Genomic DNA, 19,347 nt, shown 5'->3' on the forward strand with positions numbered 1-19,347 from the left:
CTTCAGCCGGAGGCGGCGGCCAGCCAGTCGTCACCGACACAGCCCTCGTCGTAGTCCCACCAGCCGTCGCGGGCGCCGGCCCGCAGCACCCGCTGGACCGCGGCCAGGTCGGCGTCCGCCGGCACGTCGAGGGCGGCCAGACCGAACCGCCGGATGCCCTCGCCGGTCACCCCGAACGGCTCGAAGGCGTCCAGCACCCGCTGCACCGAACCACGCAACGGGCCACTGCCGAACGGCACCACCCGGATCGTGCACCGGCCGGACCACTCGACCTGCTCGGTGGCCCAATGACGGCCGTCCCGGTCCTGCCGCACCCGGATCAGATCACCGTTGGCGACACCGCGGACGAACCAGGGCGCGTTGCCGAGCCGCACCACGTCGTCGCCGACCGGCTGGGCCCAGAGACTCTCGATCTCCACCGGTGGCCAGTCCTCGCTGGTCCGCGGGAGATCGAAGTGGACCTTCACAGAGTCCACGACGGTCACGGAACGGCCCGGAGGTCGTCACGCACCGGTTCGATCGTCGTCATCCGTGGCCTCTCGTCGCCGCACCCGCGCGGAGACGTAGTCTTCCAGAAGATCGAGACGCGGGGGCGAACCAGCCCCCAGCGCGCGGGCACGCCACTCGGCACGGGTGATCGCGTACTCCACCTCGCCCTCGTCCGAGCCCGGGATCGGCGGGTAGTCGGGGAAGAACGTCCGCACGTGGCGCAGCCCGCACTTCTCCATCACCCGGCGGGAGCCGGCGTTCACCGTCATGGTCTGCGCGATGATCCGCTCCTGACCGGCGGTCGTGAAACCGTGCCGCAGCAGCTCCGCGGCAGCCTCGGCGGCCAGGCCCCGGCCCCACTGTCTCCGCGGAAGCCGGTAACCCAGCTCGGCCTCCCCCGGCCGCTCCGCCGGTGGCAGCATCATCACCCCGGCGAACTCGCCGGTCCGCTCGGCCGCCACCCAGTAGCCCAGCCCGTCCACCCGGCGGCCCAGCTCCATCCGCCGCGCGTGGTACTCGGCCACCTCCTCCGGGGTACGGGCCCGGCCGTCGATGTAGCGCAGCACCTCCGGATCGGCGTCGAGCTCCACCTCCAGTTCGAGGTGCTCGTCGGTCAACGGGAGGAGCACCATCCGCTCGGTGTACAGGGTCGGTTGCGGCATCCGCCCACGATCACACAGCGGCCGCCGGCACGCGACGGCCTTTCCCGGGCGGGACGGTCTCCCGCAGCGCCGCGCGTCAGCGTCCGTCCCGGACGTTCGTCCGCGCCGACCGAGTCCACCCGCGTGCACCGCCGCGTCCGGACGGTCATGCGGTCTGTGGCCGCTCCACCGGGCGCCCGGGACTGGGCCGGGGAGCCGGCCACCCCGGCTGCGGCGGGTCGGTGGCGCTCGCCCGCGCCGTCTGGCGGGGCGTTTGCGGCCGATCCGGGTGGCCCGCTCCGCCGTGCTGATCGGGCGGTGGGCCCGCCTGCCACGGATCCTCCCGCCAGCCGCCCGTCCAGGGCCCCGGCGGGGCGGCTCGCGGCCGGTCCATCCGCCCGGCGCCGGCCGGTCCGGGAGGTTTCGTTCCCCTGCGGTGGGCACCGATCCAGGGGGTCTGCGGCGGCTCCGTCGTTCGGGCTCCGGACCGGGCGGGTGATGGCTGCCCGGCCGCCCCGGCGCCGGACCGGGCGGGTGACGGCGGCTCCGTGCGGCGGGAGTCGCCGTGCCCGCCGGGGGCGGATGGTGTCGCGTACCGGTCAGGCGCAGGTTGGGTCGGGTACCGGCCGGGGACGGGTGGCGCCTGCCGGCCAGGGGCGGGTGGCGGCGCGTACCCGCCGGGTTCGGGCCCGGCCGGATCCGTGTCGAGGCCGGGAACCGGGGTGCCTCGCCGGTGTGGTCGTGGGCGGGGGTCGGAGACCGGGGCCGCCGGGTCGGCGAGACGGCCGCTGAACCAGGCGCTGAAACCCGCCAGGGCCAGCGCGGCGGCCTCCAGGGCGAGGAGGCCACCGTCGACGGACCGTTCCGGGCCCCGGACCCGCATGAGGGTGAGCACCGCGAAGACGATCAGCACACCCACGTCGAGGAGCAGGGCGAGGAAGAAGATCCGGGCGGCCTCCGGGTTCGGGGCGGTGAAGGCCTCGACCCCGGCGGCCAGCACGGCCAGCAGTCCACCGATCAGACCGGCCACGAGGTTCCAGAAGGCGACCGTTCCGATCAGGGACGGCGCACCGAGGAGCACGGCCAGGTCGAAGACGAAGGCCATCCAGAACAGCCCGAGGGGGAACATCAGCAACATCGGCTGCACCCCGGACCCGCCGAGCCGGAACCGGCTCTGGGCTCGGCGTCTCCCTGTCGTGCGTTCCTGTGTCACCGCGGACCCCCTCCGCCGGGCTTGTGGACCGGGCTCCCGGCCACGGGACGCGGGAGACCCCGAGACCCCCGGCCGGGAGATGGACCTTCCTCAGCGTGGGCGGAGAACGACGCGCCCGGACCCTCCCTTGCGGGTGATTCGAGGTGCGCGCGAGTGAATGCGGCTCGCGGGGCCGCCGCTACCGTCCCGCACCCGGCGGCGACCGGAGCCGGCAACGATCCGGCCGCAGAGTGGGACTCCCCTCTCCCCCGATCGGATGGCCCGCGTGAAGCGTGTTCTCGTCCTGCTCGCCGCCGTGTCGTCGCTGCTGCTGGCCCAGCCCGGGGTGGCGATGGCCGCCGCCGGGAACGCCCGGTCGTACGCCTTCATGAGCCAGGCCAACGGCGACCGTCTGATCGCCCGCTGGAATCCGTGCGGCGGCGCCGTCGACTACCGGGTCAACCTGGACCGGGCGCCGAAGAACTCGCTCGCCGAGGTGCGGACGGCGTTCGCCCGGATCGCCACGGCCACCGGGCTGTCCTTCCGGTACGCCGGGACGACCTCGGTGATCCCGCAGGCGCAGAAGGGCTACAACGGCGAGTACCCGGCCGGGACCGAGATCGTGGTCGCCTGGGCCACCCCCGGCAAGCACAGCAGGTGGCTTCCGGCGGGCACACGGTCGCTGGGCATGGGCGGCGGTTCGTGGCAGACCGCGTACACGCCGTCCGGCGGTGACGCGCTGATGATGGTGACGGGCGCCGTGGTGCTCAACGCGACCGGGGTGAAGTCGATGGCCCGCGGTTTCGGGGCGCACGGCGGCGGCACGACCGGTGCGGTGCTGATGCACGAGATCGGGCACGCGGTCGGTCTGGCCCACCCGGAGCAGAACGACAAGAACCAGATCATGTACCACACGATCACGTCGAAGAAGGCGGTGTGGGGCGCCGGTGACCTGTCCGGGTTGCGCAAGCTCGGCAAGTCGGCCGGCTGCCTGCTCACCCAGCGGCGAAGCTGAGCGCCCGAGCCGTCGGCCGCCGGGCCCCGGCGGCTGCCGCTCGATGTGGACGCGGCCGCACCCGGACGGCCGATATGCACACAGAGTGACCCTGCTCGGGTGTTGGCTCGGTCACGTCGTCACTGTCAGTTTGACTCCAGGACATCTGACGCGGGTACATGGAGGGCATGACCGACCCGCGTTACGACATCCGGCGAACCACTCACCGTACGGGTTCGACCGTCCACCTGCGCCTGACCGGCGACTTCGACCGGGACGCCCATCGTGTCCTGCGCGCCGCCATGCGGGATGTGTTCGCCGTCGGCCGCCGCGGGATCCGCATCGTCATCGACATGGACGGCATCGAGTCCATCGGGAGCGAGTGCATCGATCTGCTGCTGATCGGCTACACGCGGGCGCTGCGCGGCGGCCACGGCTACGAGATCGTGAACGCCCGCGGGCACGTCCGGCAGGCGCTCGCCCTGACCGGTCTCTGCGAGCCCGAGGCGCTCTACGCCCCGGTGTGGGCGGACGACCTCACCTCTTCCGCGACTCCATGACCCGGCTCGCCGTCCCGAGCACGGCCAGCAGGACCATCGCCCCTCCGATCCCACCGAGCACGTACCGCAGCACTTCCAGCACCGGCTGGTAGCCGATCTCGGGGCGGGCGATGCCGTAGCCGATCCGGATCGTGTCGCCGGGCCGCTCGCCCCGGAAGAAGCCGGGGTCCTCGATCAGGACCCGCTCCGCCTCGCCCCGGTCCCACTGCACCCACACGTAGCAGGCGTCGTAGTGGCCGAAGCCGCCGAGCAGGGTGAGGGGACCGCGCCGTTCGCATTTCTCGACGGTCGCGATCCCCTTCATCCTGGACGTCTGGTAGTCCGGGCCGGTGTGGCGCCCGATCGTGCTCCCGGCGTAGAACAGCAGCAGGCCGGCGACGGCGAGCAGGAGCAGGGTGCGGACCGGGACGCGCCCGTCACGTCGTTTCTCGATGACGGCCGGGTGGGGCGGCGGCACGGAGTCCTGCCGCCGCCGGGCGGCACCGTACTTGTCGTCTTTCACGCCGTCTGCTTACACCAGACGGGCAAGGGCGGTTCAGCGGAGCGGGGTCACCACGCCGCTGTCCAGGTCGTACCGGGCGCCGACCAGGGTGGTCTCGCCGGACTCGACGGCGTGGCGGACGATCTCGCTCTGCTCGACCAGGGCCCGCATCTGGGCGCGGATGTTGGCGCGGACCGCCTTCTCGACGCCGTCCGGATCGTCGGCGAACGGCGCGACGATCGGCGTGAGCGAGTCCACGATGGCGCCGATGTGGCCGGGGACCTCGGCGCCGGTGCGGATCGCCGACAGGGTGGCCGACACGGCGCCGCACCGCTCGTGCCCGAGGACCATGATCAGCGGCGGGGTGAACTCCTCCACCGCGTACTCGATGCTGCCGAGCAGCAGGTCGTCGATCACGTTGCCGGCGACCCGGTTGACGAAGATGTCGCCGACGCCCTGGTCGAAGAGGATCTCCGCGGGGACCCGCGAGTCGGCGCAGCCGAGGACGACGGCGAACGGGTTCTGCCCGGCGGCGACATCGTGCACCCGGGCGAGGCTCTGGTGCAGGTGCCGGGAGCGGCCGGCGACGAACCGCCGGTTGCCGGCGAGCAGCGCCGCCAGCGGGTCGGACGAGGTGCGGGGGGTCGCCGAGGCGGCTGCCGGAAGGGCCATCGAGCCGGCGATGGCGCCGCCCGCGGTGAACAGCGCACGACGGCGGAGCGATTGCATTTCAGCTATCTCCAAACTCACGAGGGACGCCGGACATGGTGCGCGCGCGGGCGAGACTCGCCTAGGGTCCCTTGGAGTGCAGAACAGCCAATGTGACAGACGGAACAAAGCGCATTAACAGGGTGATTCGTTGCGGTTACCCTGCGCATTCGAGCGCTCCGCCGAATGCACAGAAAACGGTGAGTGACACGCTTGCCGCCCCACTCACCGTCACTTTCTTTTCATTTCTCGTACGCCTACGCGCCCCCGCCGCGGAAGACCCGCGAGCCCCTGCCCGGCCCGGGCCGTGCCGCGCCCGCCGGGCGTGAGCGGTGGGTCAGACGGCGGGCAGCTCGAAGATCATGCAACTGGACGTGGCGTGTGCGATGAGGCGGCCGGACGAGTCGGTGATGCGGGCCTCGGCCAGCGCGGTGCGGCGGCCGCGCTGGAGCACGGCGCCGGCGCAGGTGAGCCGGCCGGACGCGATGGTGGCCGGGCGCAGAAACCTCACGTTGAGATCCATGCTGGTGTAGCCGACCCCGGCCGGGAGCGTGCTGTGCACGGAGCAGGCGGCCGCGGTGTCGAGCAGTGTGGACAGGATGCCGCCGTGGACGCTGCCGAGCGGGTTGTAGTGGAACTCCTGTGGCTGCAGGGTGAGGGTGACGGCGCCCTCCTCGGCGTGGATGCCCTCGCCGCCGATGAGGTGCATGACGGGTGGCGGCGGGATCTCGCCGGTGGCCATGGCCCGCAGGATCTCCATCCCGCTGCGCCGGCCCAGCAGATGCGCGTGTTCCGCCGGGTCGGTCCAGCCGAACGTACGGGTACGGGTGGCATCCTGAGTCTGCGTCATGGATGCAGGCTTGCAGACCCTTGCTGCGTCTGTCAACGAGACTTAGCCTTCATCGCATGACTACGCCCTCGCCGCTCGACTGGTCGTTCGACAACTGCACCATCGAGCGGGCGATGGGCGTACTCGGCGAGAAATGGACCCTCGTGGTGCTGCGCGAGATCTTCACCGGGGTGCGCCGGTTCGAGGACATGCGCACCCGCACCGGCATCCCCCGGCAGGTGCTCACCAACCGGCTCGCCGGCCTGGTGGACAACGGCGTGCTCCGGCGCGAGCCCTACCGGGAGCCGGGCGCCCGGGTCCGCCACGAGTACCGGCTCACCCCGAAGGGCTTCGACCTCTACCCGGTGCTGATCGCCCTGGCCGAGTGGGGCAACCGCTACCTGGCCGACCCGGAGGGCCCGCCGATCCGCTACGCCCACCGCGACTGCGGCGCCGAGCTGCACCTGGAAGCCCACTGCGCGGACGGCCACCACCTCACCGAACACCGGGAGATCCAGCCCCGCCCCGGCCCCGGCGCCCGGCTACGAACCGGCGGCTGAGGCCAGCCACCTCTCGTGCGCCTCGGTCACCCGCGCCCAGAGGATCTCCCGGTCCCCGGCCGGCAGGGTGATGCCGAAGACACCGTCGAGCGCGCCGAAGTACTCGCCGGCGGTGGACAGCTCGGTGCGGACCGGCTCCGCCTCGGTACGGGTCAGGGTGCGCCCGCGCAGCACGTCGAAGCCGGTGGCGTCGCGCCGGCAGACCGCGGCCACCCGCACGAAACCGGAGTCCGGTGAGGTGGACAGCTCCTCGTGCTTGTCCCGGAACTCCGACATCCGGGCGGGCGCGGCCCGGAAGTCCATCCCGAGGAAGCTGCCGCGCGGATCGTGGTCGAACCGCCAGCCGCCCGGCTCGGCCTCGGACGGGCGCAGCGCGTACCGGAACGGGCCGTCGGTGTGCTCGCCCGCGACCAGCGGGAGCGGGCCGTGCAGGCCGTCGCCCATGCCCAGGTCGACCAGCCAGACACCGTCCGGGCAGGCGTCCGACGGCAGGCCGGAGACGGTCAGCACCAGATGGTTGGCGGACGCCCCCGCCGGCAGCGTCGTGTTGCCCTGCACCCCGCCGACGTGCCGGGTGACCGCATAGCCCAGCTCGCGCAGCAGCGCCGAGAAGGCCCCGTTGAGGTGGAAGCAGTAACCGCCGCGGCCGGCCACGATCCGGGCCGCGGACTCGGACGGGCAGACCGTGGTGGGCCGCCCGATGTGGATCTCCAGGCACTCGTACGGCACCCGCTCGGCGTGCGCCCGGTGCAGCGCGTCCAGCGCCTCGATGCTCGGCTGATGACCGGCCAACCCGGTCAGGCCCAGCCGGGCCAGATAGCCGGGCACGTCGATACTGTCAGGCATGCCGTCACGGTAGCCGCCTACGATCCGCGAATGACGATCACCGACAGCGCCCGGCGACGGCCGCTCATCACGCTGCTGGTCGTCTGCCAGAGCACGATCGGGCTGATCTTCGGTGGGATCGGGCTGTTCCTGCCGCTGATCCGGGCCGACCTGGACCTCAGTTTCACCGAGGCCGGGACGCTGGCCGCCGCGAGCAACCTCACCTACGCCCTGATGCAGGTGCCGTCCGGGTATCTGGCGGACCGGTTCACCCCGCGCCGGCTGTTCCTGACCGGGCTGCTCGGGCTCAACATCCTGTCGGCGCTCTTCGCCGTGCTCGACTCGTACTCCCTGTTGTTGATCGATCAGGCGCTGGCCGGTGTCTTCCGCGCCCTGGTCTTCACGCCGGGCATGCTGCTGATGACCGAGTTGTTCCCACCGGGCCGGCGAGCCACCGCGATGGGCCTGTACGTGGTCGGCGGCTTCTCCTCGAACGTGCTGCTCAGCGCGGTCGGCCCGCTGCTCGTCGGCCCGCTCGGCTGGCGTCTGCTGTTCCTGCTGTTCTCCGGGTTCGGGCTGCTGGCCCTGGTGCTCTACCGGTTCCTGGCCGGTCCGGCCCCGCGGCGGCGGCTCGGCGACCCGGTCCGGCTCGCCGAACTGCCGGGGCTGATCCGGCAGCGGATCATGCAGCTCACCGGGGTCATCCAGTTCACCCGGCTGGCCGTGGCGCAGGGCTTCACGTTCTGGCTGCCCACCTATCTGGTCGTCGACCGCGGGCAGTCGCTGGCCACCGCCGGCCTGGTCGCGGCGCTGGCCTCGGCGATCAGCGCGCCGGTCAACTACCTGGGCGGTTACCTGTCCGACCGGATCAACCGGCCGTTGCCGGTGATCGGCGGCTCGCTGGCCGTGCTGGCGACCGGGTTGACGCTGCTCACCTACGTGCCCGGCATGCTCGGGGTGCTCGGGGTGGTGGCGCTGATCTCGGTGGCGATCCAGGTCTACTTCGGGCCGTTGTTCGCGCTGCCGTTGCAGGTGCTGGGCGCCCGCAGCGCCGGCCTGATCAGCGGCTTCGGCAACTTCTGCGCCAATCTGGGCAGCTTCGCGTTCGTGTACGCGCTGGGCGCCGTCAAGGACGCCACCGGATCGTTCCGGTCCGGGTTCCTGAGCCTGGCGGTGCTGTGCCTGGTGGCGCTGGCCGCGACGTGGCTCACCCGGCCGCTGCTGCGAAGAGCCAGCTAGAGACGGTGGCGGCCAGCGCCGCGTGACCGCGCGGATTCAGGTGCAGGTGGTCACCGGCGTCGAAGACCGGGCGCAGCCGGCCGGGCACGGCCGGGTCGCGTACCGCCGCGTCGAAGTCCACACACCCGTCGAACAGGCCGGACCGGATCGCCTGGTTCACCGATTGGCGTGCGGCCTCCCGTACCCCGGCTCGGTCGTCGTAGATGTTGCCGCCGAAAGGGGTGAGCGTCGCGCCGAAGATCCGCAGGCCGCACGCCTGCGCGCGGAGCGCGATCTGCCGGTAGGCGCCGATCAGCTCGGCCACGACGCGGCGTTGCGCCTCGCTGGTGGCGGCCGTCATGCCCAGGTCGTTGACGCCCTCGAAGACGATCAGCCACCGGGCGCCGCTGAGCGACAGCACGTCGCGGTCGAGGCGGGCCAGGGCGTTCGGGCCGAGGCCGTCGCGCAGCACCCGGTTGCCGCGGGACGCCTGGTTGAGCACCGCGAGGCCGGGCCGCCGCAGCCGCAGAAGCAGCTGGTCAGGCCAGCGGTCGTTGCCGTTGAGCGTGGTGCCGCGGCCGTCGGTGAGCGCGTCGCCGAGCACCACCAGCCCGGCCGCGCCGGTGGCGGTGACCTCGACCGCGCTGATCAGGTACCAGTGGTTGACCGGCACGGCCCCCGGCAACTCCAGGTCGGCGTGCCGGTCACCCTCGATGAACCACGAGGTGGTACGCGACCCCGGATGCGACGTGAGCCCGGCCCCGTCCTGCCCGTCCCGCAGATGGACGGTGATCGTCAGGTTCTGTGCGGCGACGACCGGCAGGTCCACCGGGTCGGAGATCATCTGGGCGCCCGGCGGCACGGTCACCTCCAGCCGCCCGCCGAAGGTCAGCCGCCGGGAGCTGTCCGGCTCGATGCCGGGCGCCCCGGGCCGCCCGTCCAGCGGCAGCGCCACGGCGGCCGCGGTGATCGGCAGGTCGGTGGCGCCGAACGCGTTGGAGAACCGCACCCGCAGCCGGCGCCCGCCGAGCGACAGTCGCACGGTCTGGCGCACGGTGGTGTTCACCAGCATCGCGGTGTCACCGGCGAACGGCTCCGGCGGCAGATCGTACGGCTCGGTGAGCTGGGGTGCGGCGGTCCAGGAGTGGATCCAGCGGGGGCGTGGGGGCGGGTGGGGATCGATCAGCAGCAGCGGGGAGGCGGCTGCCAGCAGGGTGCGTCGCCGCAGGGGCACACCCGGAAACGTATAGCTGTGGATCTATAGAGTCAATGCTCTCGCCGTGCGTTTGGGAGCGCTCCAAGATATGCTGCCGCCATGCTGATGGCCCTGCTCCTCGACATCGCGAACATCGTCGGTGGGCTGCTGCTCGCCGTCGGGCTCCTCGGCCGGTTCCCGGCCATCGCCAACGCCGCCGCGAAGATCGCCCCGTGGCGCTGGCTCGCCGGGATCGCCGCCCTCGTCGCGGGCGGCTACTTCCTGCTCGTGCACCTGATCTCCGGGCCGCACCTGTTCCACTTCGAGGTGGTCGGCATCGCGGTCGGCGTCATCCTGGCGTGGGAGCGGCTCACCGGGCGCAAGCCGCTCGTCAGGACCGAGCCGGTGACCACCCCGGCGGCTCCCGCCGGCACGGCCCGGCCCGAAGTCGCGGCGGCCGCCCCCGCCGACCCGACCGGGCCGGCGCTGCTGGTCGCGGTCTTCGGCATCATCGCGATGATCGTCGGCCTCCAGGGGCTGCTCACCCCGAACTGACGGCCGGCCCTTCCCGCTGGACCACCCGCGTGGCGACCGCCCGCGCCCTGCCGCGCCGCTACCGGCCGGCGTCTTCCGCTGGACCACCCGCGCGGGAGCCGCCCGCGCCCTGCGGCTCCGCTACCGGCCGGCGTCTTCCGCTGGACCACCCGCGCGGGAGCCGCCCGCGCCTCCGCTACCGGCCGGGTGGCAGCTCCCGCTGGACCACCTGCGCGGAGGGGACGCCGATGCCCTGCAACTCGGGCGGCGGCACGAAGCCGGGCGGCCACGGCTTGCCGAACAGCGCGCCGCACAGGGTGACGGTCGCCCACGGCACCCACGGGCCGCGCAGCATGATCGGGTAGGAGCCCTCGAAGTGCAGCGCCACCGAGTACTGCATCGGGCTCGGCTCGATCATCAGCAGGTGCTCGAGCTCGTAACTGGACCACTGCTCGATCATGAGCAGCACCCGCCGGCTCGTGATGATCGCCGGGAACCGGCCCCACGGGCGCCACTGCGGACGGGACGCCTCCTCCGCCTTGCGCCGCTGATTCGCGTGATAGGCGGCGCCGGCGGCCATCGCGGCGGCGGTGAACAGCAGCCCGCCCGCGGCGAAGGTGCCACCCGAGTACGAGTAATCGGCGCCGCAGTACAGGCTCACGTCCACGGGCAGCGTGCCGTACTGCTCCTCGCCCGGCCGGCACATGATGGTCGGCTCCACCGGCCGAACCGGGCGGCCCGCGCTCACGTGCTCGATCATGCCGACCATCGACTTCCAGCCGGCGGCGACCTGCTCCGCCTCCTGCTGCTGCATCTCCCGGAAACCAGCCATCTCATCCTCCTTGCTCGGCCGTCAGCCTGGCAGGTACAGAGTGGTCTGAACAGGGGCAGAACACATCTGAGTACCGAAACTGTCCGTTGTGGGTCCGTCGAGTGGACGATGCCCCGAGTGCACATCGCTTGATCGGGTACTGACGGACAGAACATCCGTCGATACCGTGGGACAGGTGTCCGACGAGCGGGAACGGTTCAGGGAGGATCGGCGCGGCGCCGCCGAGCGGGAGCGCGCCATCGCCCGGGAACGGGCCCTCGGCCGGGACCGGCCGGACGGCTCCCGGCGCCCCGGCCGGCCGGTCCCGGTGCACCGGCCCGGCGAGATCGAGTTCTTCCCGGCGGTCGACCCCGACGAGGCGTGGAACCGGCTGAACCCGGAGGTCCGCGGGGTCCTCACCCGCCGGGCCGGCAAGCCCCTGGAGCGCTGGGCCCGGGTCGACGACGGTCTCGTCACCGCCATGCTCCTGGGTGAGCAGGCGCTGGTGAAGGCCACCCCCAACGGCCGGGCCCACGACTTCGCCGAACTGATCCGCTTCGACCCGGAAGGCATCCTCACCAAGACGGTCGACGAGTCCGCCGGGTCCCGTCCGGGGCCCGGCGCGCCCGGCGGCGGCGCCGGGATCGAGCGGATGCCCACGTCGCCCGGGCTGGACCGGCTGCCCCAGGAACTGCGCGACTTCCTCGGCCATCTGCCCGAGCAGGCGCAGCGGCTGATGCAGAAACCGTTCCGGGACGCCACCGGGCCACCCCGCGGCGAACGCGAGATCTTCCAGTGGGAGACCGCCACGCAGCGCGACTGGAAGGTGTTCTGCTACCTGCACGACGACCGGTGGGCGACGGTGCTGGCCGGCTCCGGGGTGCTCCGGCACGACGCCACCTGGCGGCTGACCTGCCGTCGTTTCCGAGTTCGCAAGTGACCGGCCGGTTCCGGGGTCCGGGTTCGCGCGGATCGGCCGCTGAACTGTCCGGTTGACGCCACTCATCCAGCGATGGCGGCCGATGAAGGGGACCCTGGATCGTCATGGACGTACTTGTGGTGGGCGGCGGCATCGCCGGACTCGCCCTGGCTCGGGCGCTGCGCCGCCGGGACGTGCCGGTCACCGTCGCCGAACGCAGCGACACCGACGCCGGCGGCCTCGCGATCAATCTGCCCGGCAACGCGGTGACCGCGTTCGCCGCCCTGGGCCTCGCCGACGGACTGCAGAAGCTCGGCCGTCCCACCCGGCGGCGGGAGTACCGGTCGGCCCGCGGCAAGCTGCTCTTCGCCGTCGACGAGGACGCGTTCTGGGGCCCGGAGGCGCGGCCCCGCTGCGTGCGCCGCTCCGACCTGCTCGCCCTGCTGGCCGACGGACTGGACGCCCCGGTCCGGCGGCCGCTCGAGGTCACCGCGGTGCGGTCCGCCGGCGACGGCGCCGAGGCGACGTTCAGCGACGGCGCCCGCCGGGCGTTCGGCTTCGTCGCCGGCGCCGACGGCGTCCGCTCGGTGGTCCGGGCCACCGCGTTGCCGTCGGCGGCCGCCGGCACACAGACGGCCCTTCTCAGCGCCGCGAGCTGGCGTTTCATGGCCCCCAACCCGGGCGTCGACTGCTGGACGGTCTGGTCCGGCCGGGGCGGCGCGTTCCTGCTGATCCCGGTGGACGAGGACACCGTCTACGGTTACGCCTCCGCCACCGGTGGCGGCGCGGTGAGCGCCGACGCCTCCTGGCTCCGGACCACGTTCGGCGGCTATCCGGCCCCGGTCCGCCGGGTGCTGGACGGCCTGTCCGATCTCTACCACTCCCCGGTGGAGGAGGTCCGCACCGGCGCCTGGTCCGCCGGCCGCTGCGTCCTGGTCGGCGACGCCGCCCACGCCACCGCCCCGGTCTGGGCGCAGGGCGCCGCCCTGGCCGTCGAGGACGGCCTGGTCCTGGCCGACCTGCTGGCCGACGGTGACTGGGACTCCGTGGGCGCCCGCTACGAGACGCTGCGCCGGGCCCGGATCGCCCATGTGCGGTCCGCCACCGACCGCTTCTCCCGAGCCGCCGCCCTGCCCGTCTGGCTGCGTGACATCCTGCTGCCCCGGATCGGCCCGCGCACCTACGACGCCACCTACGAGCCGCTCCGCCACCCGTTCCCCACCCCGTGATCGAGGGCGCCGTTCCGTGGTGGTTGCCGCAGGATCCAGGATGGACGCGATGGCGTTCACCGGGCCACCACCGGGGATTCCTCAGGCGGTGGTGAGGTAGCCGGCCGTGAGCGCGGCGACGACGAGCGGCACCGCGATCCGCCACGCTCCGTCCTGGCAGATCCAGCGCAGGCCGGCGGCGATCATCATGAGCACGATGAGGCCGACGGCGGCGGCGACGCCGAGCACGGGGACGGCGAGCCCGGCGGCGACGCCGAGGCTGCCGGCGAGGAGCAGGGCCGAGAACTTGCGGTACTCACCGATGGAGACCCCGAAGTGGTACGCCGCCGCGAGCTGCTCCTCGCGCTCGGCGGCGAGGCGGACGACGCCTTGGACACCGAAGAAGACGATGACGATCCCGGCGAGCACGGTGTTCACGGGGCCACTCCGAACGGACGGCGAAACTGCACAAGCATGTGCAGGTTAGTGCCGCGTCAGACCGGGCGCAACGGGTTGTGGCGCGATTCCCGAGCCCGGCGGATCGCCTCCTCGGCGGCCCGGGGCGCAAGTCCCGCGGCGACGAGCAGTCCGGCCGCGGAGCGGGTGCCGTCGTCGGCCCACACTCCGTCGTTGACGGCCCGCATCATCGCCAGCGTCATCGCCTGGAGAACCTGACTGAGCACCGGCAGCGGCAGGTGGGTGGCGAAGCGGCCCTGCTCCCGGCCCCGGGCCAGCAGCCGATAGCCCTGTTCGGAGACCGGGCGGAGCAGGTCACGCAGCCCGGCCATGCCGAGGTCGCTCTCGGCCAGGGAGATCAGCAGACGGTACTGCTCACCGGCCGCCCACACGGTGAGGGCGTAGTCGGCGAGCGCCACCTCCGGCTCCAGGACGTCCCGGTCGGTCCGCGCGAGCGCGTCCAGCAGGTCGGCGGCGCACCGGTCGGCGAGTCCGGCGAGCAGCGCGTCCCGGTTGGGGAAGTGGGCGTAGACGGTGCGGCGGACCACGCCGGCTGCCTGGGCCAGGTCGTCCATGCTGGCGGCGGGCTGACGGGCGAGCAGGGTGCGGGCCGCTCGCAGGATCCGGTCCCGGTTCTCCTCCGCGTCGCGGCGCCGGCCGCGCGTGTCACTCACGGTCAGTGAGCGTAGCGGTCGGTGGCCACATCGGACCCTTGACGTTGCCGCTGTGAGCGCTAACACTCTGGCAACATCCCCGTTACGTTGCTGTCCTCAGCAAGGAGAGACATGCATTCGAGGCTTCTGTTAGCGCCCCTTGCCGGCCTGGCGCTGCTGGCCGGAACCCTGATCGCACCCCCGCCCGCGGCCGCCGCCACCGACGGCCTGCTTCTGTGGTACAAGCTGGACGAATCCGCCGGGACGGTGGCCACCGACTCCTCCGGCAACGGGCGGGACGGCGCTGTGCTCGGCGCCCCGTCCTGGTCCGGCGGCCAGGGCCTGGGCCTCAACGGCACCGACACCTACATCAAGGCGCCCGACCACCTGCTGCGCGATCTGGACTCGGTCAGCGTCTCCTTCGACGTCAAGATCGACAGTGCGCAACCGACGCCGTACTTCCTCTACGGCTTCGGCAACACCGACACCACGACCGGGTACGGCAACGGCTACCTGTTCGCCACCGGCAACGCGTTCCGTAACGCGATCTCGCTGGGCAACTGGTCGGGCGAGCAGAACACCCGGCCCGCCACCGGCTACAACCTGGCCCGTGGCACCTGGAAGACGGTGACCTACACGCAGACCGGCACGACCGGGACGCTCTACGAGGACGGCGCCGCGGTGGCCACCAACACCGCGATCAGCGTCCTGCCGAGCGCGATCGGCGGCGGCTCGACCACCGCCAACTACTTCGGCCGCTCGGTCTACACCGGCGACCGCAACCTGAAGGGCAACCTGCGCGACGTCCGCGTCTACGACCGGGCGCTGTCCGCGGCCGAGGTGAAGACGCTGGCCGCGCCCGCGAACGCCGAGGCGGTCGCGGGCGATGTGGCGGCGCTCGACCTGGGCGACACCAGCGGGGTCACCGCGGACCTGACCCTGCCGGCGACCGCGCCGAACGGTTCGAAGGTGACCTGGAGCAGCGACGACTCCGGCGTGATCACCGATGGTGGGCGGATCACCCGCCCGGCGGCCGGGGAACCGGACGCACACGCCACGCTCACCGCGACGCTGAGCCGGGGCGACGCCACCGGCGCCAAGACGTTCGAGATCACGGTCAAGGCCGCGTTCGACGACGCGGCCAACGCACGCGCCGCGGCCGCGGCTCTCGTCGTGCACGACATCGACGACGTACGCGGAAACCTCACCCTGCCGTCCGGTGCGACCTGGGCGTCCAGTGACCCGGCGGTCATCTCGGCCACCGGCGAGGTGCACCGCCCCGCCGCGGGCACGGCGCCGAAGACCGTCACGCTGACCGCGACGGTCACCTACGGCACGGCGACGGCCACCCGCGAGTTCACCGCGACGGTTCCACCGCTGCCCGCCGCGGCGCCGTACGAGGGTTACCTGTTCAGCTACTTCACCGGCGAGGGGTACTCGAACGGCGAGCAGATCCACAACGCGCTGAGCAACGGGAACAACCCGCTGAGCTGGCGCGAGATCAACAACGGCAATCCGGTGCTGACCTCGACGAAGGGCACCACCGGGCTGCGGGATCCGTTCATCATCCGCTCGCCGGAGGGTGACAAGTTCTACCAGATCGCCACCGACCTCAAGATCTACGGCAACGGTGACTGGGACGCCTCGCAGCGCACCGGCAGCAAGTCGATCATGGTTTGGGAGTCCACCGACCTGGTCGACTGGACCGACCAGCGGCTGGTGAAGGTCTCCCCGGACACGGCCGGCAACACCTGGGCGCCGGAGGCGTTCTATTCGAAGCGGCTCGGCGCCTACGTCGTCTTCTGGGCCTCGAAGCTCTACGAGACCTCGGATCCGAACCACACCGGCAGTTCCTACAACCGGATGATGTACGCGACCACCCGCGACTTCCGCACGTTCAGCGAGCCGAAGGTGTGGAAGGATCCCGGCTACTCGGTGATCGACTCCACGATCGTCGAGCACGAGGGTGTCCACCACCGGATCACCAAGGACGAGCGGAACAACTCGTCGTCCTCGCCGTGCAGCAAGTTCCTCATCCAGGAGAAGTCGGCCGATCTGCTGGACACGGACTGGGACTTCGTGGCCGAGTGCATCGGCTCGGGCGCGCTGGCCCGGGGCGAGGGCCCGCTGGTGTTCAAGTCCAACACCGAGGACAAGTGGTACCTGTTCATCGACGAGTACGGCGGCCGCGGCTACGTGCCGTTCTCCACGACCGACCTGGACTCGGGCGTGTGGACCCCGGAGCCCACCTACAGCCTGCCGTCGCGTCCCCGCCACGGCACGGTCCTTCCGGTGACCAAGGCCGAGTACGACCGGATCTCCGCGAAGTACGAGGAGCCGCCCACCCCGGCCGTGGGCCTGCGGCTGCGCTATCAGTTCGACGAGACGAGCGGCACGGTCGCCCGGGACACCTCCGGCAACGACTTCAACGGCGTCTACGAGCGCACGCCCGCCTGGGGGACCGGCGTGCAGGACGGCTCGTTCAAGATGTCCGGCGGTTCGAACTCGCCCTACGTCACCATCCCGAACGGTGTGCTGAAGGGCGCGAGCGCGGTGACGGTCTCGGTGTGGGCCAAGTGGACCGCGTCCACCACGGTCAACCAGTGGATCTACGGCCTCGGCCCGGGCAGCGACAAGTACCTGTTCACCGGGCCGCGCAACGGCGGCAACGTGCTCTACTCGGCGATCACCACCGGATCCTGGTCGGCGGAGTCGAAACTGCCGCACAACGCGGCGCTCCCGGGCGGCAGCTGGCAGCACATCGCGGTCACCGTCGACGGGGCGAACGCCGGCATGTACCTCAACGGCACGCGGATCGCCTCGGCGACCGGGGTCACGGTCAAACCCTCCGACCTGTACGACGCGACGAAGGCGTACAGCGGTTACGTGGGCCGGTCGCTCTACGCGGCGGACCCGTACTTCGCCGGCGAGGTGGACGACTTCCGGATCTACGATGTGGCCCTGTCGCCGTCGGAGATTCTGGAGCTCGCCGGGCGTACCGTATCGATCGGCGCTGTTGATCTTGACTCGCTGAAGGTCGGCGCGATCATCGACGACGCGGCGGCGACGGTCACGCTGCCGCTCAAGCCCGGGACCGACGTCACGTCTCTGGCCCCGGCCTTCACACTCGCGAAGGGAAGCGCCATCAGCCCGGCCGGCGCCCGGGACTTCACCTCGCCGGTGACCTACACGGTGACCGCCGCCGACGGGACCTCCCGTGACTGGACGGTCAAGGCGCTGGTCATGAAGTCGCCGATCCTCCCGGGGCTGAACGCGGACCCGAACATCTCGGTCTTCGGCGACACGTTCTGGATCCACGCCACCACCGACGGATTCGCCGGCTGGTCCGGGGCCCGGTTCCACGCGTGGTCGTCGAAGAACCTGGTCGACTGGACCGACCACGGGGTGATCCTGGACCTCGGGCCGGACGTGAGCTGGGCCGACGACAGCGCGTGGGCGCCGGCGATCGCCCAGAGGGACGGGAAGTACTACTTCTACTTCTCGGGCGGCATGGCCACCGGCAACACGGCCAAGCATCTGGGCGTGGCGGTGGCCGACTCCCCCGCCGGGCCGTTCACCGACGCGCTCGGCAAGCCGCTGGTCGCCGCGGGCGCCTACTCCGGGCAGATGATCGACCCGGCGGTGTTCACCGACGACGACGGGAAGTCGTACCTGTACTGGGGCAACGGGAACTCGTACCAGGTGCCGCTGAACGACGACATGGTGTCGTTCGATCCGTCGCTGGTGAAGACGTACAAACCCACGAACTACAACGAGGGCGGCTTCGTCATCAAGCGCGACGGCGTCTACTACTTCATGTGGTCGGAGAACGACACCCGCAGCGCCGACTACCGGGTGGCGTACGCGACCGGCTCCTCCCCGCTCGGGCCGTGGAGCGACCGGGTCGGCGTGATCCTCTCGAAGGACACGTCGCTGGGCATCCTCGGCACCGGCCATCACTCGGTGGTCCGGGTCCCGGGCGCCTCCTCGCCCGGCGACTGGTACGTGGCCTACCACCGGTTCGCCATGCCGGGCGGTGACGGCACCCACCGGGAGACCACGATCGACCGGCTGGAGTTCGCCGCGGACGGCTCGATCAAGCCGGTCGTGCCGACGCTGGAGAGCATCGACCCGGTGACGATCGTGTCGGCCGGGCCGGACGCCGGCGGGGCCGAGGGCAGCGCCGTCACGCTGGCCGGGACCGTCTCCAACGACGCCAACCAGGCGACGTGGACCGCCAGCGGTGAAGGCTGCGTGTTCGCCGACCCGCACGCGGCGGCGACCACGGTGACCTGCGCCGACGAGGGCGCCCACACGGTCACGCTGACCGCGGGCCGCAGCCGGGACTCGGCGACGATCACCGTCGTCAACGCGGGCCCGGTGGTCACCGTGCCGAGCGGGCATCCCGCCCCCGACGCGCCGGTCGCCACGAAGACCGAGGTGGTCCGGACCGTCCCGGTCAGCGACCCGGGCAGCGGCGACGTCCTCACCTGCACCGCGGCGTGGGGCGACGGCGCCACGTCGGACGGCACGCTCGCCGGGGGCGTGTGCACGCTGCGCCACCGGTACGCGAAAGCCGGGGTCTACCGGCCGTCGGTCACGGTCCGCGACGACAGCGACGCCCGGGTCACCGCGGTGCTGCCGTTCGTGACGGTGTACCAGCCGCGCGCCGCGCAGGTCGCCGGCAGCGGCTGGAGCGGGACGACCGACTTCGCCTTCCTGGCCAAGCCCGGCGGCGGGTCGGCATGGGTCAGCTCCCCCGCGGGGGTCTTCACCTCGTCGGCTCTCACCCCGGCGCTCGTCCTCGGGCCGACCGCCACGTTCTTCGGCGCCGGCACGATCGACGGCAGGAGCGGCTACCGGCTTCAGGTCACCGTCCTGGACGGCCGGAAGGACCGGATCCTGATCCGGATCCGGGAGGCGCGCACCGGCACGATCGTGCACGAGGTGCGTGACGCTCACCTGGACGGCGGCGGCATCACCGTCTGACGTACGGGCGGGTCGGAGCACCTGCTCCGGCCCGCCCGCATTGACATCCACGTCACCTGATGTTTACGTAAACATCCTCGCTTCC

19 protein-coding genes are annotated in these 19,347 nt (G+C 72.0%); 8 read left to right on the plus strand and 11 right to left on the minus strand.

All coding sequences use genetic code 11. From position 1 onward, the window contains the following. Window positions 1-2: 2 nt before the first annotated feature. The 3 genes from AB0I88_RS15820 to AB0I88_RS15830 all read right to left on the minus strand — a co-directional run bounded on the left by AB0I88_RS15820 (window position 3) and on the right by AB0I88_RS15830 (window position 2,268). Window positions 3-476, minus strand: coding sequence for a DUF4265 domain-containing protein (locus AB0I88_RS15820; RefSeq protein WP_361023823.1), 474 nt, complete (start codon window positions 474-476; stop codon window positions 3-5). 27 nt (window positions 477-503) lie between these two features. After that, complete coding sequence (locus AB0I88_RS15825; protein WP_361023826.1) at window positions 504-1,151, minus strand: GNAT family N-acetyltransferase; 648 nt, start codon at window positions 1,149-1,151, stop codon at window positions 504-506. A 145-nt stretch (window positions 1,152-1,296) separates the two neighbouring features. Then, a complete protein-coding gene (locus AB0I88_RS15830; RefSeq protein WP_361023829.1) occupies window positions 1,297-2,268 on the minus strand; it encodes a DUF2231 domain-containing protein in 972 nt (323 codons plus the stop codon). Between the two features lie 340 nt (window positions 2,269-2,608). Between AB0I88_RS15830 and AB0I88_RS15835 the strand changes: the two genes are divergently transcribed. Both AB0I88_RS15835 and AB0I88_RS15840 read left to right on the plus strand, forming a co-directional pair. Next, window positions 2,609-3,337 (plus strand): matrixin family metalloprotease, encoded by a 729-nt coding sequence (locus AB0I88_RS15835; RefSeq protein WP_361023832.1) that lies wholly within the window; start codon window positions 2,609-2,611, stop codon window positions 3,335-3,337. A gap of 167 nt (window positions 3,338-3,504) precedes the next feature. Beyond that, a complete protein-coding gene (locus AB0I88_RS15840; protein ID WP_361023835.1) occupies window positions 3,505-3,876 on the plus strand; it encodes an STAS domain-containing protein in 372 nt (123 codons plus the stop codon). Here AB0I88_RS15840 and AB0I88_RS15845 read toward each other — a convergent pair. From AB0I88_RS15845 to AB0I88_RS15855, 3 genes are all read right to left on the minus strand, one after another. Further along, window positions 3,854-4,378 (minus strand): DUF6346 domain-containing protein, encoded by a 525-nt coding sequence (locus tag AB0I88_RS15845; protein WP_361023837.1) that lies wholly within the window; start codon window positions 4,376-4,378, stop codon window positions 3,854-3,856. The genes AB0I88_RS15840 and AB0I88_RS15845 overlap by 23 nt on opposite strands. Window positions 4,379-4,411: 33 nt before the next feature. Continuing rightward, window positions 4,412-5,086 (minus strand): carbonic anhydrase, encoded by a 675-nt coding sequence (locus AB0I88_RS15850; RefSeq protein ID WP_361023840.1) that lies wholly within the window; start codon window positions 5,084-5,086, stop codon window positions 4,412-4,414. Window positions 5,087-5,402: 316 nt separating this feature from the next. Further along, window positions 5,403-5,915, minus strand: coding sequence for a PaaI family thioesterase (locus AB0I88_RS15855; protein ID WP_361023843.1), 513 nt, complete (start codon window positions 5,913-5,915; stop codon window positions 5,403-5,405). A gap of 56 nt (window positions 5,916-5,971) precedes the next feature. On the opposite strand from AB0I88_RS15855, the gene AB0I88_RS15860 reads away from it, so the two are divergent. Further along, window positions 5,972-6,454 (plus strand): helix-turn-helix domain-containing protein, encoded by a 483-nt coding sequence (locus AB0I88_RS15860; RefSeq protein WP_361023846.1) that lies wholly within the window; start codon window positions 5,972-5,974, stop codon window positions 6,452-6,454. Here the strand turns inward: AB0I88_RS15860 and AB0I88_RS15865 are convergent. Continuing rightward, entirely contained in the window at window positions 6,437-7,300 is an 864-nt protein-coding gene (locus tag AB0I88_RS15865) for an arylamine N-acetyltransferase (protein ID WP_361023849.1), read from the minus strand. The genes AB0I88_RS15860 and AB0I88_RS15865 overlap by 18 nt on opposite strands. A 30-nt stretch (window positions 7,301-7,330) precedes the next feature. Here AB0I88_RS15865 and AB0I88_RS15870 point away from each other — a divergent pair, with 30 nt between their 5' ends. Then, window positions 7,331-8,518, plus strand: a complete 1,188-nt coding sequence (locus AB0I88_RS15870) for an MFS transporter (protein WP_361023852.1) — start codon at window positions 7,331-7,333, stop codon at window positions 8,516-8,518. Here the strand turns inward: AB0I88_RS15870 and AB0I88_RS15875 are convergent. After that, window positions 8,487-9,731: an SGNH/GDSL hydrolase family protein gene (locus tag AB0I88_RS15875; protein ID WP_361023854.1), complete on the minus strand. Its 1,245-nt coding sequence runs from the start codon at window positions 9,729-9,731 to the stop codon at window positions 8,487-8,489. The two genes, AB0I88_RS15870 and AB0I88_RS15875, sit on opposite strands and share 32 nt — an antisense overlap. An 81-nt stretch (window positions 9,732-9,812) precedes the next feature. Here AB0I88_RS15875 and AB0I88_RS15880 point away from each other — a divergent pair, with 81 nt between their 5' ends. Then, on the plus strand, window positions 9,813-10,247 hold the full coding sequence (locus AB0I88_RS15880; protein ID WP_361023857.1) for a hypothetical protein: 435 nt from the start codon (window positions 9,813-9,815) through the stop codon (window positions 10,245-10,247). A gap of 175 nt (window positions 10,248-10,422) precedes the next feature. Here the strand turns inward: AB0I88_RS15880 and AB0I88_RS15885 are convergent, their stop codons facing one another. Next, window positions 10,423-11,058, minus strand: coding sequence for a hypothetical protein (locus tag AB0I88_RS15885; RefSeq protein WP_361023860.1), 636 nt, complete (start codon window positions 11,056-11,058; stop codon window positions 10,423-10,425). Window positions 11,059-11,233: 175 nt separating this feature from the next. On the opposite strand from AB0I88_RS15885, the gene AB0I88_RS15890 reads away from it, so the two are divergent. Continuing rightward, window positions 11,234-11,977 carry a hypothetical protein gene (locus tag AB0I88_RS15890; protein WP_361023863.1) on the plus strand — a complete coding sequence of 248 codons (744 nt, stop codon included), beginning with the start codon at window positions 11,234-11,236 and terminating at the stop codon, window positions 11,975-11,977. A gap of 98 nt (window positions 11,978-12,075) precedes the next feature. Then, window positions 12,076-13,185, plus strand: coding sequence for an FAD-dependent monooxygenase (locus AB0I88_RS15895; RefSeq protein WP_361023994.1), 1,110 nt, complete (start codon window positions 12,076-12,078; stop codon window positions 13,183-13,185). 81 nt (window positions 13,186-13,266) lie between these two features. Here AB0I88_RS15895 and AB0I88_RS15900 read toward each other — a convergent pair whose 3' ends face one another. Both AB0I88_RS15900 and AB0I88_RS15905 read right to left on the minus strand, forming a co-directional pair. Then, window positions 13,267-13,602 (minus strand): DoxX family protein, encoded by a 336-nt coding sequence (locus AB0I88_RS15900; protein ID WP_361023866.1) that lies wholly within the window; start codon window positions 13,600-13,602, stop codon window positions 13,267-13,269. Window positions 13,603-13,658: 56 nt separating this feature from the next. Further along, on the minus strand, window positions 13,659-14,294 hold the full coding sequence (locus AB0I88_RS15905) for a helix-turn-helix domain-containing protein (protein WP_361023869.1): 636 nt from the start codon (window positions 14,292-14,294) through the stop codon (window positions 13,659-13,661). A 111-nt stretch (window positions 14,295-14,405) separates the two neighbouring features. Here AB0I88_RS15905 and AB0I88_RS15910 point away from each other — a divergent pair, with 111 nt between their 5' ends. After that, on the plus strand, window positions 14,406-19,262 hold the full coding sequence (locus AB0I88_RS15910) for a family 43 glycosylhydrolase (protein WP_361023872.1): 4,857 nt from the start codon (window positions 14,406-14,408) through the stop codon (window positions 19,260-19,262). Window positions 19,263-19,347: the final 85 nt, after the last annotated feature.

The sequence above is a fragment of the Actinoplanes sp. NPDC049802 genome, from assembly GCF_040656595.1.
Lineage (GTDB): Bacteria > Actinomycetota > Actinomycetes > Mycobacteriales > Micromonosporaceae > Actinoplanes.

Excerpts from the sequence above, each read along its gene's own strand:
- AB0I88_RS15840 (WP_361023835.1), top strand. The coding sequence starts at position 3,505 with ATGACCGACCCGCGTTACGACATCCGGCGAACCACTCACCGTACGGGT.
- AB0I88_RS15870 (WP_361023852.1), top strand. The coding sequence starts at position 7,331 with ATGACGATCACCGACAGCGCCCGGCGACGGCCGCTCATCACGCTGCTG.
- AB0I88_RS15865 (WP_361023849.1), bottom strand. The coding sequence starts at position 7,300 with ATGCCTGACAGTATCGACGTGCCCGGCTATCTGGCCCGGCTGGGCCTG.
- AB0I88_RS15850 (WP_361023840.1), bottom strand. The coding sequence starts at position 5,086 with ATGCAATCGCTCCGCCGTCGTGCGCTGTTCACCGCGGGCGGCGCCATC.
- AB0I88_RS15830 (WP_361023829.1), bottom strand. The coding sequence starts at position 2,268 with ATGTTGCTGATGTTCCCCCTCGGGCTGTTCTGGATGGCCTTCGTCTTC.
- AB0I88_RS15860 (WP_361023846.1), top strand. The coding sequence starts at position 5,972 with ATGACTACGCCCTCGCCGCTCGACTGGTCGTTCGACAACTGCACCATC.
- AB0I88_RS15885 (WP_361023860.1), bottom strand. The coding sequence starts at position 11,058 with ATGGCTGGTTTCCGGGAGATGCAGCAGCAGGAGGCGGAGCAGGTCGCC.
- AB0I88_RS15880 (WP_361023857.1), top strand. The coding sequence starts at position 9,813 with ATGCTGATGGCCCTGCTCCTCGACATCGCGAACATCGTCGGTGGGCTG.
- AB0I88_RS15855 (WP_361023843.1), bottom strand. The coding sequence starts at position 5,915 with ATGACGCAGACTCAGGATGCCACCCGTACCCGTACGTTCGGCTGGACC.
- AB0I88_RS15825 (WP_361023826.1), bottom strand. The coding sequence starts at position 1,151 with ATGCCGCAACCGACCCTGTACACCGAGCGGATGGTGCTCCTCCCGTTG.
- AB0I88_RS15910 (WP_361023872.1), top strand. The coding sequence starts at position 14,406 with ATGCATTCGAGGCTTCTGTTAGCGCCCCTTGCCGGCCTGGCGCTGCTG.